This window comes from Lentilactobacillus fungorum, assembly GCF_016860605.1.
Lineage (GTDB): Bacteria > Bacillota > Bacilli > Lactobacillales > Lactobacillaceae > Lentilactobacillus > Lentilactobacillus fungorum.
Genome location: NZ_BNJR01000015.1, coordinates 1 through 14,341, shown reverse-complemented (window position 1 = coordinate 14,341; position 14,341 = coordinate 1). Strand labels below are relative to the sequence as shown.

Sequence of the window (14,341 nt, the reverse complement as noted above, 5' to 3'; positions counted from 1 at the left end):
TGATAGCCGCTTTTTGTTTCATTTTTATTGAGCGATTATTGTGCCCTCTAAGAAACAAAGATAGACCAAACCTTGATTGCCATCCATGTATTGCAACTTAGGTCACCACCCATATTTAGATCAAAGCTGTTACGATGGCCGTGAAACGTTTAGCTGATTTAGCAAACAGCTGATCCCAGAATTTACTAAAAACCACCAACCATTCCAGAATCAAGAATGATAGGACAGCTGCGCCAGGCAGAAATCTCCGTATAAGCACCTCTAACAAAAATCCCAAGCCCGGGGATTTCTGTTAGAGGAGACTTATACTCCGATTTCTAAGCGCCTGGCTCCGCTCACTCTATTTTTGGAAGCTTCTGTTAAACGCTGGGATCAAAACGCGCTTTATCTCAATTCCCTCACTACTACCGGTTAATCATGATCATACATTGCAATCCCTAATGGGGTAATGAATTGGGGGAAAACCGTTTTGTATGCTGGCATACCAAGCACTTTGCTAAAAGCTGGAATGAAATCTTTAAAATTAATCGCTCCGCCAACAACGACAACTGGCTGTTTAATCGAATTGCCAACTGAATCCTTGACAATTGTTGCCATTTTTTCGACAACTGGCCGAATAACCGGGAAGACCTCTGGCTCCTTATCCGGATCCCGCTTCAATAATTCAGCATCATCAGAATTAATTTGATGATTGCCGGCTAATACCAACGTCATATGAAAGCCGCCAGTTGCTTCATCCAGCACCTGCGTTAATCGGCCGTGATTAAAGACACTAATTCCCGTTGTCCCGCCACCGATATCTACCACGGTGCCGGTCTTGAGGTTTAAAAATTTAGCGGCCGCGGTCGGTTCGTCCACCACATGTTTGCAAGTAAGTTCAGCTGCTTCAATGACGTTGGCGACAATCTTGGCACTACTATCACCAGTGCCAGGAGGAATGGCACCGCAAGCCGTTGTCAACTCAACGCCCAACACCGTTTCAGCCTGATGTTTTAAGCGCTTCAAAATATTAACAGAATCTACATAGTTCACAACAATTCCATCCCGAACGGCCTTAGCGTATTCAAACGCACCATAAATAATTTGATCATTTTGATCTAACACGGTCAGGACAATCGAAGAAGTTCCCAAGTCAACCCCGCAGCTCAAAGTTTCACTGCTTTTGACTTTTCGAGTTGCGTGATCACTATTGACGACTTTAGCGAACTGCTTTAATCGTTTGTCAGCTGCCTTTAAATCAACTGACTGTTTGGTAGCCATATTCATCTCATCCCTCATCCTTTTCAATTAATAGTCCAGCATTAATCTATAAAAGCTTCACAATGTTGGCTTCAAATAACTGTTTCAATTATAACAGCATTTAGGTGGAAACGCTTGCAACTTTTGCAATTGTAACACGATAATATAAAGCTTAGTTTTCATAGAATGAGCGAAACAAGCGCCTAGAAACCAGCATATTACTTGTTAAGTTAAGCTCTTTAAGCTGGGTATTAGAAATAAGTAGCCTCAGGTGGGAACTGCGACTTTTTGTCGTTACCCCAACAATTAGCAATTGATTTATCACTATTCAGTAATCACCAACAAAATAATACTAAATATCAAAAATTAACTAATTCAGCAAATAAATAATGTCAGAATGCTTCTTTGGTTGCCCAAAATCTAAAATTTGATCATTATTTTTAGCATTATTCAGTTAATCACAAGATATTGTTATATACTTTAACTCGAAAGAGGGTGTCAACAATTACTCCCAATAAAACCAAATCAGCGCTTTATCAAACGATTGCTCATGAAATGAATCAGTTTTCAAAAGTGAGCCAGATCAACGGCTATTATTTTGATCTCAATAATCGGTTACTAATCGATGGCCACGTTTTTACGTCCCCAACAGAGATTATTCAAAACTTACCAACAGCCAATACCAATTCCTTTTTTATTTTCCCAGTTATTTTAAAAAATGATCTAGCCGGTTTCATTATCTGTGAGGGCTCAGGGATTACGCCTGAAAGAATCAAGCTTGCCCGAACCTTTTTGGGAAATATTTTTAATAATGCTTTTAAGCCCACCAACCCAGGCGAAGTGGCCGTTCTTAACTCACTTAAAATCGATGACCTGGCCAACGTGACCGTTTTACGCAAATTAATCGATATCAGCGGGCTAAATGATTCGCGCTCAACGACTTTGGCAATCAATTCAATGACGCATCTTAATAACGATTCACAAGTTAACATCCAACGGGCCCTAACATTTATTAAATCCAATATTAACCAGCCCCTGTCGCTTGAATCGGTTGCTAAAGCCGTTTTCTTATCACCATCATATCTAAGCAAAGCATTTAAACAAAAGTTAGGCGTTAATTTTATCAATTACGTCAACAGTCTAAAAATCGCGTTTGCATGTGAAAAATTAATAACAACCAATTCAAAGGTAAGTGCAATTGCCAGTCAATTAGGATATTCTCAAACAAGTTACTTCACCAAAATATTTAAATCTTATGCCGGGATGACCCCCCTTGTCTACCGAAAGCGAAACGCCTCAGTCGACAAAATTTATACGATTCCTCGGGACCTTTCTTGGAGTAGTAGTGACAGCGTCTATGATGTTTCCAAACGATTCTTTAACCGGCATCATATTCCCTACTACTTCCATTCTGTCAACGGTTATCCCTATATTAGCCGAATCGGCGACTACACTGATTCCGGTGATGAACGTGGCTGGATTTATACCATCGATTGCGGCCAGCCAATGGCCCCTGCCGCAGAAATCACGGTTAACAAAAAATCAGTTATTCAATGGACTTATGCAGCGGCTTACATTAAATAATTGCCGATAACAACTTACGATAACGTTAAAAGGCCCCATTTTAGCTGGATGATCCAGCCAAGATGAGGTCTTTTAATGTTGACATTAAGTCGAACAGAGCAACCAATTAATTCAGTGCCCACTTTGATTTATTTGTCTTCACACATCTGCATAATCGCGTTTTGTAAAACACCGGGGCCTTTGGCAACCACAACGTTTCTTGACGGGATTGCTTTGGCAGTCGTTTGGCCAAGGGTGTAATACGTTACCTTAGTAAAGGCCGCCGGTAGGTCAGCCATCAATCGAGCCAGCCGTTGAAAACTGGAGGGACTGGTTACCAGTACTTTCGTAAATTGTTTACCAGCTAGTTGCGCCATTGCGGCTTGTTGAGCTTGTTGATCCCATACATTTTGATAAACCATGACTTGTTTAACCGTTGACGGCAAAAATGTCTGGATGACACTTCGATCACCTCGTAGTAGACAGGCTTCACGTTCGATTGTTGGCGTTACCAGGTCTGCCAAGGAACGGGCGTTTTCAGCCGTTGCCTGCCAAACGGCGTCAACGCCTGCTGCTTTTAATTTTACGGCCATTTTTTGACTTAATACCAACAAGACAGCGGTAGGGTTCAATGACCGTAACTTTTCTAAATATAAATTAACGGTAACTGGGCTGGTCAAAATAAGAAAATGACTAGCTCGAATTTTGGCAATCGCTGCATCGGACAAACTTAACGGCTGAAATTTTCTGAGCGGCAAATAAAGGGTCGGCGCCGTTGCTGCTAGCTGTTGACGCAAGGCTTCACTCACGTCTTGCTTAGGATATGTGATTAAAAAAGCCATCGTTTCCCTTCTCTCAACGCTTACTTGATTTTTTGAGCCAATCCTGAAACGACAAAATAAACCTCATCGGCTTGCCTTGCTAACAGCTGATTGACCAAGCCATAAGTATCCCGCAAAATTCGTGATTCTTTGGAGGCCGGTACTAACCCCAACCCCACCTCATTGGTCACAATCATCATTTCTTGATCGGTCCGCTTTAGAGAATCCGCTATTTTAGCGAACTCCTGAAGAATCGTTGATTGGATGGATTCAATTTGGTCCTGATCCATTTTTTCAATGTCTTCATCGACGTTACCGGGAAAATCATTAAACATTTTTGCGACCAAGTCAAAAAATAAGTTGGTTGCCATCATCGTTGCATCATCCAGCAAATACTTGTGATAATTTGTCATCAGCACAAAAATGCTCACATCCTTGTAACGCTCTTCGGTTGTCCAATCGGCTGGGCGACGTTGACGATGCTTTTTAATTTTTAACGTCATTTCCGAATCTTGATTTTTTCGAACGACACTGGTCGCAATGTAGCAAACCCCATGTTCCTTGCCATATAGATCTTCAGCAACTTCAGATTTACCACTTTTGGCACCACCAGTAATCAAAGTTAGCTTTGCCATTTAAATTAACCTTTCAAAACGTCATCGAAGGCCTGGTTAAACCCGGCAATCGTTTGATCAATTTCATCATCTGTATGTTTGCTTGACATAAAGTTGGTTTCATACTCTGAAGGCGCGGTGTAGATTCCCTGCGCCAGCAATGCGTTAAAGAACTTGGCAAAAAAGGCCATATCGCTTCTTTGAACGTCGTCAAAATTGTTTACCGGCCCTTGGTTAAAGAAATAGCTCCACATGGTGCCCACGTGATGAACCACAATTGGAATATGATGAGAAGCCGCGGCGTCCTTAATGCCTTTTGCAAGCCGATTAACCTTTTCAGTCATTTGGTCGTATAGCGCCGGCGTTAATTGCTCAAGGGTACTAATTCCACCAGTCATTGCCAATGGATTCCCAGACAGTGTGCCCGCATGATAAATTGGGCCTTGTGGGGCAACTTGTTTCATGATGTCACGCCGACCACCAAAGACGCCGACTGGCAGGCCACCACCCACGACTTTACCTAACGTTGTCATGTCTGGCTGAATGCCATATAGACTTTGAGCGCCACGATAAGCCGCCCGAAAGCCTGACATGACCTCATCAAAGATTAGAATTGACCCATGCTGTTGTGTAAGCTCGCGTAACGTTTGTAGAAAATCTTGAGTTCCTGGGATAACCCCCATGTTACCAGCCACTGGTTCTACGATGACACAAGCAATTTCATCACCGTGCTTTTCAAAAATCTGCTTAATCGTTGCCACGTCATTGTACGGTGATGTCAGCGTGTCATAAGCCAGCGCTTTGGGAACGCCGGGTGAGGTATTAATGTCAAAGGTGGCAACTCCAGAGCCAGCATCTACTAATAGCGAGTCACTATGGCCATGATAATTACCAATGAACTTAACAATTTTATCCCGTTTAGTCACGCCACGGGCAACCCGAATAGCACTCATGGTCGCTTCAGTCCCGGAAGAAACCATCCGCATCATTTCCATAGTAGGCACAATTGACTGAATTTTTTTAGCCAATGTCGTTTCCAATAAAGTCGGCGCCCCATAACTGGTGCCATTTGAAACCGCCGCTTTAAGTGCCGTTACCACTTTAGCATCAGCGTGCCCCAAAATCAGCGGTCCCCACGAAAGAACGTAATCAATGTAATCATGACCATCAATATCGTAAATGTGCGAGCCGGCACCTTTTTTGATGAACAAAGGATTTCCGCCCACGTTTTTAAAAGCTCTAACTGGGCTATCAACGCCGCCCGGAAAATAGTTACTGGCGTCTTTGAAAGCTTGTTGTGATTTTTCAATTGATCTCACGTTTAAAAGTCCTCCCCATTATTCATCCGATCGGCAACTTCTTTGGCGAAATACGTAATGATTAAATCCGCACCAGCTCGTTTCATGCCGACCAAGGTTTCACGCACGATCTGGTCTTCGTTAATCCACCCATTTTGGGCGGCTGCCTTAATCATGGCATACTCACCAGAAACGTTGTAGGCAACAAGTGGCAGGTCGAATCGATCGCGAACTTCTCGCATGACGTCTAAAAAGGCCATCGAGGGTTTAACCATTAAAAAATCTGCGCCTTCCTTAACGTCACTGGCAGCTTCTCGCAAAGCATCCAAGCGGTTGGCCGGATCCATTTGATACCCTTTGCGGTCACCAAACTCAGGCGCACTATTAGCCGCATCCCGAAACGGGCCATAGAAACTGGAGGCGTATTTAATTGAATACGACATGATTGGCAAGTTTTTAAAGCCGTTATCATCAAGCCCCGCGCGAATGGCAGCCACGTAGCCGTCCATTGCGTTTGACGGCGCAATGATGTCGGCACCGGCCTTTGCTTGACTAACCGCCGTTTTAACTATGTACTTCAACGACTCGTCGTTTAGCACCACACCATCTTTTACCACGCCACAGTGCCCAGTTGAAGTATATTCACACAAACAGGTATCGGCAATGACAATCAAATCTGGATAAGTCTGCTTAATTTTTCGAATAGCTTCTTGTACAATCCCATTATCTTCAAAAGCACTTGTGCCAACTTCATCTTTATGGTCAGGCAGGCCAAACAAAATGATGGCCTTAATTCCTTTCGTCACAATATCCTTAATTTCATCTAAAATTGAAGCTAAGCTGTATTGATAGACCCCTGGCATCGATGGAATTTCTTTTCGGTCGCTGATATTGGCATCCACAAATACCGGCATAATTAAATCATCCTTCATTAAATGTGTCTCGCGGACAAGCGCCCTCATTTCCGGACTGGTTCGTAAACGACGATGACGATCAAAAGTAACCAAAATAATTGCTTCCTTTCAAATTAAATTATTGAATGAGTTTCAAAGCACCTTCATCAATCAATTCATCGGCAATTCGTTCACCAAAACCGTCGATCGATGACTGGTGCGCTTGTTTCTTAAATAAATGTTGGCCGTCAATTGATGCGACCAAGCCACTAAAGGTGTAGTCAGAACCCGTTTTAACCGCAAAACTACCAATTGGAAAATTGCAGCTGCCGCCAAGTTCGCCCAAAAAGTGCCGTTCGATGGTCACACAATTTTGAGTTTCCACATCGTTGACCGCGTTGAGTAATCGGCGAGTCTCAACGTCGGCTTCCCGGCATTCAACCGCAATGGCCCCTTGCCCGGCGGCTGGGACAATCACATCGTTTAGTGGCAGCTGGGTATAACCCGAAAGATCAACTCCAAGTCGCTTGAGGCCGGAAGTGGCCAAAACAACGCCAAACAAATTCTCAGTAGTAATCTTTTTGAGTCGGGTTTCAATATTGCCACGAATTGGGACAATCGTTAGATCTGGTCGTAAGTGTAATAACTGACCCTGCCGCCGAGAACTATTTGTCCCAATTCGAGCACCTTTGGGAACCTCATCAAAATTACTAATTGGCTGCGGGGTAATCAGACAATCGTATGGCGATGCCCGTTTGAGAACCGCGCCAATCACTAACCCATCTGACAATTTTGGGGTGACGTCTTTTAAGCTGTGAACGGCAACATCAATCGTGTGATCATAAAGTTCCTGCTCAATTTCCTTAACAAAGACCCCTTTGCCACCAATTTTTTGCAAGCTGTCCTTTAAGTTACGATCCCCTTGAGTCGTGATTGTCTTTATTTCAAATTTGGTATCAGGGAATTTTTCTTCTAGTGAGTGCACAACAATCTTGGTTTGACAAACTGCTAATTTGCTGCCCCTAGTACCAACAACTTTTACCTGTTTCATACGCACCCGTCCTTATTTAATATCTTCCTTAGGTAAACCAAATATGTCGCAGAAGAATGCCAAGTCAACGCTGGCATCATCCTTGACGGATAGCTCCTTCACTTGCTTAATGGGGCCTTTAATCATCTGGTTAATCACGCTCTTGAGATGTTTTCGAATGACTTTTTGCTCATGTTCATCCAAATCAGGCAATTTGTTCATCAAGCTTTCATAAACGTTGCTTTCAATTGCCAATGCGGACTTTCGCAGATCACGGATAACGGGGACAACATGAAGTTCCTTTTGCCAAACATAAAAATCAGCTACTTCTTGGGGAATCTCCCGGGCCGTTTTTGCCAGCATTTGATCCCGCAATTCATTGTTGTCATCTAAAATTTCATGCAAATCATCGATATCAAAATAATCAAAGCCGACTTCTTTTGCTTCAACTTGAACGTTTCGAGGAACCCCCAAGTCAACCAAAATTTTAATCGGCGCATCAATCTTTGAATCAAACTTTAAAATCGGTGCTTTACTAGCAGTCGCGGTTGCCATGGCATCCACCCGGTTAACCATGTCTGGTAATTCTCGATACCTGACTGCCGATACGTTGTTGCCAAGATGATCCGCGACAGCAATTGCTTTACTGTCGGTTCGATTCAACGTGTAAATGTGCTGAAACCCCATGGTACTGGCGTTCTTAAGTAAGTGAATCCCAACATCTCCCAGGCCAACAACTGCTAACGTTTTTCCTTTAACAGTCCCCAAATGGGTCTTAATTTGGTGTAAACCGGCTTGATGGGATGTTAGTGATAATTCACTCGTTGGATACTTGGTATGCATCCGTTTTGAAAACGAAATGACCTGCTGAAATAAATGTTTGAAGATAACCCCGGTCGTGCCAGTTTCTTCTGCATTAAAGAACGCTTGTTTAACCTGGCCCAAAATTTGTGGTTCGCCCATAATTAAAGAATCTAAACCCACGGCTACCTCAAAGAGATGTTTAACGGCATTCTCCTTAACACCAATATTAACCCAGCCATCAATTTGTTCCAACGGTAAATTAAACCACCGTGACAAAAAACGTTTTAAGTAGTAACGACCAGTATGGACCTGATCCACCACTGCATAAATTTCGGTCCGGTTACAGGTTGATAAGATAACGTTTTCCAACACGCTTTTTTCTTGGTTAAGCTTTGAATTGGCTTCAGCAAGTTCTTCTTTTGAAAAGACAAACTTTTCCCTGACATCAATTGGGACCGAATTAACGTCAATGCCAACGTAAATAATGAACAATTTTAATGCGACCTTCTTTCATCTGGATACTGACCGGTAAGCCACGTCACCATTTCGGCCTTTAATTCTTTAGCGGCACTCGGTGACACGCCGTTTGTCGAAATTGTGATCATGAAGTGTTCCGTATCAATTTTGGCAACATTATAAAAATCAGAATCGTGTTTATTACTCGTGTTATTGACTAACTGAAATTGAGCCGCTTCCGCTTTTACCTGCTGATTAACAGCCAAATCATCCGTACAAGCAAAGACCAAATTCATTTGGCGAATGTATTTCTTGGCGTAACGAGCTTGAATCCAGTGGACAGCGTCGGCATCAATTTGATCATTCAGGAACGGACTGACAACCGTAACGTCAGCACCAGCAGCTAACAAACCCTTAATCTTTCGGGCGGCCACCTTGCCGCCACCTACGACACCGACTTTTTTAGCCGATAAATCTAACAAAATCGGATAAGGCTTTTGCATTTGATTGACCTTCCTTATTCAGATTTTTCAGAATCAAGTAAGATTTGATCGATTTTTTTCATATCCACATGCTTTCTAAACACCTCGGCCAATCGATCATATTGATTCTCTTTATACTGGTTAAATTGACGTTCAGCGGCTTTGCCAAGCGGCTTTAGGCCCTTTTTTTCTCGGATTGAATTCAAAAATTGGCGGGTCCAATCAATATTGTCGAACAGCCCGTGTAAATACGTTCCAAAGACGCTGCCATCTTCGTTAACCGCCCCATCATCGCGATTCGCCGGCTGGCCATTATTTGAAATAATCTTCGCAAATGGTCGCATCTTAGGCCCCAATGTCGTTGTCCCCATGTGAATCTCATAACCAGTTAAGCGCCGATCCCCATGCTTAGCCTCGGCTTGTGTGGTAGTCTTTACCTCATTAAAGATCGTGTTGGTGTCTAATAAGCCAAGGCCGATTTGGGTTTTTAGATCAGATTCAACTGACTCAGGGTCTTTTAATTCATTGCCGAGTAATTGATAACCACCGCAAATGCCAACGATTTGGCTGCCGTTTTTATATGCTTCTTTGATGGCCAAATCCAAATGCTTTTCACGAAGAAACGCCATATCTTGATTGGTATTCTTACTCCCCGGGATAATCAAAATATCTGGTGTCCCAACTTGATCCGCGTGGCGAACATAGCGAACTGAAACATCTGGTTGAATTTCTAAACTGTGAAAATCGGTAAAATTAGAAATCTTTGAGAGTGCGATTACGGCGACGTCAAGTTCTTTCGTTACATCCCGGGTTGTTCGCTTACTTTGAAGCGAGACGCTATCCTCATCATCCAAATCAATGTCTGTCATCGGCAAAACGCCAATTACCGGAACGCCGGTTAAATTTTCAATCATTTGATTACCTGATTTTAACAGCGATTCATCCCCCCGAAATTTGTTGATGATAATGCCCTTGATGCGCTGTTGATCTTCTTGAGGCAGTAACTTAATCGTGCCATAAATTGTCGCGTAGACCCCGCCACGATCAATATCCGCAACTAGGACTACCGGCGCGTTTGCCATTTTGGCCATCCCCATGTTGACAATATCGTTATCGCTGAGGTTAATTTCGGTTGGACTGCCAGCGCCCTCAAGAATGACAGCGTCATTTTCTTGAGCCAGTGCATTAAAGATTTCAGCCACCTTAGCTCGCAGCTTCGGCTTATAATTTTGGTATTCCGCCGCTCCCATATTCCTGGTTACTTTACCCATAAAAACAATTTGAGCATCGGCATCCGTTGATGGTTTCAACAAAATTGGGTTCATTCGAACATCTGGTTTAACGCCCGCCGCTTCGGCCTGAAAGACTTGTGCGCGGCCCATTTCTTTACCATCAGCCGTAATAAAAGAATTTAAAGCCATATTTTGAGATTTAAACGGGACCACTTTTTGCCCCCTTTGTTTGAGAATTCGGCATAGTGCGGTCGTCGCCCAACTCTTCCCGGAATCAGACGTCGTTCCCACAAACATCAATCGCTGAGCACTCATTTTGATTCGCCACCTTTCAATTCAGATTCTTGGGCTTCAAATAACGCCTGTTGGTTAGCATACAAAGGTAACTTAAGCTTTTGATGGAGTTTAACCAACCAAGGTTGCGCTAATTTACAGTCACGTAAAAGCTGCTCATCTAAGAAAACATCCTGTTTCCGACCAGACTTCACAATTTGACCATCGTTTAGGATAAAGAAATGGTCACAGATTTCATACATAAAGTCCATATCATGACTCGAAACGATAATCTTTTGACCATTGGCAGCCAACCGCTTCATCAACATCAGCATTCGCCGCTTACCATCTGGATCCAATCCAGCGGTGGGTTCATCAAGCAACAGCCATTCTGATCTCAAAACCAGAATGCCGGCGATTGCCACCCGCTTTTTTTGACCGCCGCTTAGATACTGGATGGGTTTATCACGCAGCGCCTCGATATCTAATTCCTTTAAGACCCGATCAACCCGCTCGTCAATCTCTTCTTGGGGTAACTTTAGGTTATGAAGCGCAAAGGCAATGTCATCTTGGACGATCGAATAAAAAATTTGCCGGTCAGAATTTTGGAAAACAATGCCAACTTTTTTACGCAGATTGTTTAGAGCTCGTTTGTGATAACTGATTGGCATTCCATCAACAATAATTTCGCCCTCAGAAGGTTTTAACATCCCGACTAAATTCAAAAATAATGTCGATTTCCCTGAACCATTTGGACCAATGATCCCAACAATATTTTCATGGTCTCCACCAAGTTTCAGGGAAATATGCTTGAGGGTTGGCTTATTTTTTTCGTAAGCAAAACTCACATCTTTTAATTCAATCATTTGCAGACCTGCTCTTTTCTACCTTAAATTCACCGTCATAAAGTTTTGCGTCCAAAGCATGGGTCATTGCTTCATAGTTAATCATGATTTGTTCAAAAAGCATTTTGACCAAGATGGATAATGAATGAATCGTGGTTCGGATGTTTCGATACCCAAAGCGTAATTTTTGTGCTCGATGAATCTCTTCAAACGTATCGATGAAAATAAAGATAAATCGATACATCAACATCGTTTCTTCAATAATGAGATTAGATAGATGTAATGAAACCAACAAATCTAATATCTGGCGAAACGGGGTTGTCAACGCAAACCAGTAAGTACTTACCACAGCAGCTAAAACTTGAACCGCTAGCAACAATCCCTTTGGCAGCATTATTCGTGAAATGCCAAAATAATTACCAAACAGGCGGATTGGAAAATACAACTGGCCTTTTGAAGTCGCCATTGTAAAAACAATCCCAATGATACTTAACAACAGGAACGGCAATATCACGTAGAACCACTTAATATAGCGCTGAATTGAAACCTTCGTCACAAAAATTGTATCGCCGGCCATTGCCACAATGAGGATCGCTTTTAGCCAAACAACCGGCTGAAAGGCGATTACCATACATAATAGCCAAACCAGCCCTTTTACTTTGGGTGACCAATTTACGATTCGGTTGGTATAAGCATATTTATCAATCACCAGCATCTTAATCACCATTCCTCTAAATGATTGGCATCATTAACGACTACTTGTTTTCTCACTTTGATTCTGCATCTGTTTTAACGCTTTTTTCTTACCTCGGGCATTGCCGATGATATAGGCAATAATGCCCGTTCCCAAGCTCCCTTGGACAGTGAATAATAGACTTTCAATTTCACCTGACGGCGGGGTCCATAGTGGGTGCGCCCAGACTTTGTAGCTTGGATCAAATTTCTTAATTTGTGCTGTTCCTTGATCGTCACTACCAGTAAAGCTGCCGCCTTTCACCATGAAGAATGGCACAATCGTCAAGATCAAAACGGCTCCTAGTAAAATCAAATTCTGCTTAGTCTTTGATCGCGATTTCATCCCAAACTAGTCTCCTTCCAAAGGTTGTTGCTGATAACCAAGTTGTAAACGATCACCGTCAAGAATCCTTCGGCAATGGCTAACGGAATTTGGGTGACGGCATAAATTCCAAGGAACTTAATAACGGCTCCCCAAACGCCACCACTTGGATCCGGGAAGACAACCGCTAATTGAAATGAGGTCGTGACGTAGGTTGACCAGTCGGCCAGCATGGCACAGAGAAATAATGATACGGAACGATTTACCTTGAAGGCACGACAAATCTTATAAACGGCAAACCCCACGAAGGGCCCCACTACCGTCATTGAAAAATTATTAGCGCCCAACGTTGTCAAGCCACCATGGGCTAACAATAGTGCTTGAAATAATAACACAATCACGCCCAAAACGGACATCACGCCGGGTCCAAACATCACGGTCCCAAGGCCAACACCAGTTGGATGAGAACATGAACCGGTGACCGAGGGCATCTTCAATGACGATAAAACAAAAACAAAGGCGCCACAAAGCGCTAACATCACTTTGGCATTCTGCGTAGAAGACTTCACGATTTTGTTCATGCGGTAAAGTCCGTAAACAAAGAACGGTGCGGATACTGCAAACCAAAAGATGCACCATTTTGGTGGCAGCATGCCTTCCATGATATGCATGGCATTCGCATTGGTTGGATATAATAAATAAGCAATGAACGAAAAGCTGCTCAACGCAATCGATGTGATAGTCAACTTTTTCTTAGTAGCATCCTCCATAGCCGTTCCCTCCTTTTAAAATCTGAGCTGTTTTTTAATCAGCACAGTTGAAAAATACGGAACCTTTTCTGAAATAGCCATTTCTGAAAGTTTCCGGGCGCTCTCGCTTTCAAGGGAGGCATCGGATACAAGCAACGCATTCCCCAATAGTTCTCTATCGCTTAATAATTGATAAATGGCTTCAAACTTGGCTGAAACCTTCATCAAAATCACATTATCATTCACATCAAGCGCTTGACTGATCTGGTCGATTGATGCGGTTGCTGGAATCACTTCCAATGATTCATTGTCGATTGTCAGTGGAATCGACACCTCCGCAGCAATCTGGCTATACGAAGAAATTCCCGCAATTGTCTTGATTGGCACATCGTCTCTGACAATATCAGCCAAGTAACTATAGGTACTATAAACGGATGGGTCGCCAAGGGTGATAAACCCAACCTCGTTGCCCGCTTTAACATCTTTTATAATTTCTGCCGCAATTTCGTTCCAACTCTGTTGCTTTTCAGCTAAATCATGGGTCATTGGAAAATGTCGGCGCTTAATTGTCAATGAATCTGTAAAGTAGGGTGTCGCAATTTTTTCGGCAAAACTTAGGCCATTTTTTCGTGCTTGCGGCGCATACAAAATTGTTAATTTCTTGATGATGTTAACGGCTTTGACAGTAATCAATTCACTGTCGCCGGGCCCAACACCAATCCCATAAAAAGTTCCCATAAGATCCTCCTAAAAAGTGAGCGGAGCCAGGCGCTTAGAAACCGGAATATAAGTCTCCTTCAACAGAAATCCCCGGGCTTGGGATTTTTGTTGAAGGTGCTTATATGGAGGTTTCTGCCTGGCGCAGCTGTCCTAAAATAGTGAGCGGAGCAAAGCGGTTAGAAGCTGGAGCCTAAGTTTCTTTGGCCGGAAATCCCGGGCTTGGATTTTTGGACAAAGGAGCTTAGGTGCAGCTTTCTGCTTTGCG

Annotated in this window: 15 protein-coding genes; 1 reads left to right on the top strand and 14 read right to left on the bottom strand. The window is 43.0% G+C overall.

Features of this window, described 5'->3' with window-relative positions; genetic code table 11:
• Nucleotides 1-411 precede the first annotated feature (411 nt).
• On the bottom strand, nucleotides 412-1,266 hold the full coding sequence (gene eutJ / locus YK48G_RS08460; protein WP_203630297.1) for an ethanolamine utilization protein EutJ: 855 nt from the start codon (nucleotides 1,264-1,266) through the stop codon (nucleotides 412-414).
• Between the two features lie 468 nt (nucleotides 1,267-1,734).
• On the opposite strand from eutJ, the gene YK48G_RS08455 reads away from it, so the two are divergent.
• A complete protein-coding gene (locus YK48G_RS08455) occupies nucleotides 1,735-2,823 on the top strand; it encodes a helix-turn-helix domain-containing protein (RefSeq protein ID WP_203630296.1) in 1,089 nt (362 codons plus the stop codon).
• A 128-nt stretch (nucleotides 2,824-2,951) separates the two neighbouring features.
• On the opposite strand, the gene YK48G_RS08450 is transcribed toward YK48G_RS08455, so the two are convergent.
• Genes YK48G_RS08450 through YK48G_RS08390 form a run of 13 tightly spaced genes read right to left on the bottom strand, consistent with a single transcriptional unit; the run spans nucleotide 2,952 to nucleotide 14,094 of the window.
• On the bottom strand, nucleotides 2,952-3,644 hold the full coding sequence (locus YK48G_RS08450) for a uroporphyrinogen-III synthase (RefSeq protein WP_203630295.1): 693 nt from the start codon (nucleotides 3,642-3,644) through the stop codon (nucleotides 2,952-2,954).
• A gap of 20 nt (nucleotides 3,645-3,664) precedes the next feature.
• On the bottom strand, nucleotides 3,665-4,258 hold the full coding sequence (locus YK48G_RS08445; protein ID WP_203630294.1) for a bifunctional adenosylcobinamide kinase/adenosylcobinamide-phosphate guanylyltransferase: 594 nt from the start codon (nucleotides 4,256-4,258) through the stop codon (nucleotides 3,665-3,667).
• A gap of 5 nt (nucleotides 4,259-4,263) precedes the next feature.
• Entirely contained in the window at nucleotides 4,264-5,556 is a 1,293-nt protein-coding gene (gene hemL / locus YK48G_RS08440; protein WP_203630293.1) for a glutamate-1-semialdehyde 2,1-aminomutase, read from the bottom strand.
• A 2-nt stretch (nucleotides 5,557-5,558) separates the two neighbouring features.
• Nucleotides 5,559-6,542 (bottom strand): porphobilinogen synthase, encoded by a 984-nt coding sequence (gene hemB / locus YK48G_RS08435; RefSeq protein WP_203630292.1) that lies wholly within the window; start codon nucleotides 6,540-6,542, stop codon nucleotides 5,559-5,561.
• Between the two features lie 25 nt (nucleotides 6,543-6,567).
• Complete coding sequence (gene hemC / locus YK48G_RS08430; protein WP_203630291.1) at nucleotides 6,568-7,479, bottom strand: hydroxymethylbilane synthase; 912 nt, start codon at nucleotides 7,477-7,479, stop codon at nucleotides 6,568-6,570.
• 12 nt (nucleotides 7,480-7,491) lie between these two features.
• Nucleotides 7,492-8,754, bottom strand: a complete 1,263-nt coding sequence (gene hemA / locus YK48G_RS08425) for a glutamyl-tRNA reductase (protein WP_203630290.1) — start codon at nucleotides 8,752-8,754, stop codon at nucleotides 7,492-7,494.
• Nucleotides 8,755-8,756: 2 nt separating this feature from the next.
• Complete coding sequence (locus YK48G_RS08420) at nucleotides 8,757-9,221, bottom strand: precorrin-2 dehydrogenase/sirohydrochlorin ferrochelatase family protein (RefSeq protein WP_203630289.1); 465 nt, start codon at nucleotides 9,219-9,221, stop codon at nucleotides 8,757-8,759.
• A gap of 14 nt (nucleotides 9,222-9,235) precedes the next feature.
• The gene (locus tag YK48G_RS08415) at nucleotides 9,236-10,747 is read right to left on the bottom strand and encodes a cobyric acid synthase (RefSeq protein WP_203630288.1); all 1,512 of its coding nucleotides are present in this window, start codon (nucleotides 10,745-10,747) and stop codon (nucleotides 9,236-9,238) included.
• Nucleotides 10,744-11,571 (bottom strand): energy-coupling factor ABC transporter ATP-binding protein, encoded by an 828-nt coding sequence (locus tag YK48G_RS08410; RefSeq protein ID WP_203630287.1) that lies wholly within the window; start codon nucleotides 11,569-11,571, stop codon nucleotides 10,744-10,746. The genes YK48G_RS08415 and YK48G_RS08410 overlap by 4 nt, the downstream gene beginning before the upstream one ends.
• A complete protein-coding gene (gene cbiQ / locus YK48G_RS08405) occupies nucleotides 11,564-12,277 on the bottom strand; it encodes a cobalt ECF transporter T component CbiQ (RefSeq protein ID WP_232365331.1) in 714 nt (237 codons plus the stop codon). The genes YK48G_RS08410 and cbiQ overlap by 8 nt, the downstream gene beginning before the upstream one ends.
• Before the next feature lie 21 nt (nucleotides 12,278-12,298).
• Nucleotides 12,299-12,628 carry an energy-coupling factor ABC transporter substrate-binding protein gene (locus tag YK48G_RS08400; protein WP_203630286.1) on the bottom strand — a complete coding sequence of 110 codons (330 nt, stop codon included), beginning with the start codon at nucleotides 12,626-12,628 and terminating at the stop codon, nucleotides 12,299-12,301.
• Entirely contained in the window at nucleotides 12,625-13,377 is a 753-nt protein-coding gene (locus YK48G_RS08395) for an energy-coupling factor ABC transporter permease (RefSeq protein WP_203630285.1), read from the bottom strand. Before YK48G_RS08395 ends, YK48G_RS08400 begins: the two co-directional genes overlap by 4 nt.
• Nucleotides 13,378-13,392: 15 nt before the next feature.
• Nucleotides 13,393-14,094, bottom strand: a complete 702-nt coding sequence (locus YK48G_RS08390; protein WP_203630284.1) for a cobalt-factor II C(20)-methyltransferase — start codon at nucleotides 14,092-14,094, stop codon at nucleotides 13,393-13,395.
• Between the last annotated feature and the right edge of the window lie 247 nt (nucleotides 14,095-14,341).

What these genes read in the sequence shown, in the direction of transcription:
- eutJ (WP_203630297.1), bottom strand. Translation starts at nt 1,266, where the DNA reads ATGAATATGGCTACCAAACAGTCAGTTGATTTAAAGGCAGCTGACAAA.
- YK48G_RS08450 (WP_203630295.1), bottom strand. Translation starts at nt 3,644, where the DNA reads ATGGCTTTTTTAATCACATATCCTAAGCAAGACGTGAGTGAAGCCTTG.
- YK48G_RS08445 (WP_203630294.1), bottom strand. Translation starts at nt 4,258, where the DNA reads ATGGCAAAGCTAACTTTGATTACTGGTGGTGCCAAAAGTGGTAAATCT.
- hemC (WP_203630291.1), bottom strand. Translation starts at nt 7,479, where the DNA reads ATGAAACAGGTAAAAGTTGTTGGTACTAGGGGCAGCAAATTAGCAGTT.
- YK48G_RS08420 (WP_203630289.1), bottom strand. Translation starts at nt 9,221, where the DNA reads ATGCAAAAGCCTTATCCGATTTTGTTAGATTTATCGGCTAAAAAAGTC.
- YK48G_RS08415 (WP_203630288.1), bottom strand. Translation starts at nt 10,747, where the DNA reads ATGAGTGCTCAGCGATTGATGTTTGTGGGAACGACGTCTGATTCCGGG.
- YK48G_RS08410 (WP_203630287.1), bottom strand. Translation starts at nt 11,571, where the DNA reads ATGATTGAATTAAAAGATGTGAGTTTTGCTTACGAAAAAAATAAGCCA.
- cbiQ (WP_232365331.1), bottom strand. Translation starts at nt 12,277, where the DNA reads ATGGTGATTAAGATGCTGGTGATTGATAAATATGCTTATACCAACCGA.
- YK48G_RS08400 (WP_203630286.1), bottom strand. Translation starts at nt 12,628, where the DNA reads ATGAAATCGCGATCAAAGACTAAGCAGAATTTGATTTTACTAGGAGCC.
- YK48G_RS08395 (WP_203630285.1), bottom strand. Translation starts at nt 13,377, where the DNA reads ATGGAGGATGCTACTAAGAAAAAGTTGACTATCACATCGATTGCGTTG.
- YK48G_RS08390 (WP_203630284.1), bottom strand. Translation starts at nt 14,094, where the DNA reads ATGGGAACTTTTTATGGGATTGGTGTTGGGCCCGGCGACAGTGAATTG.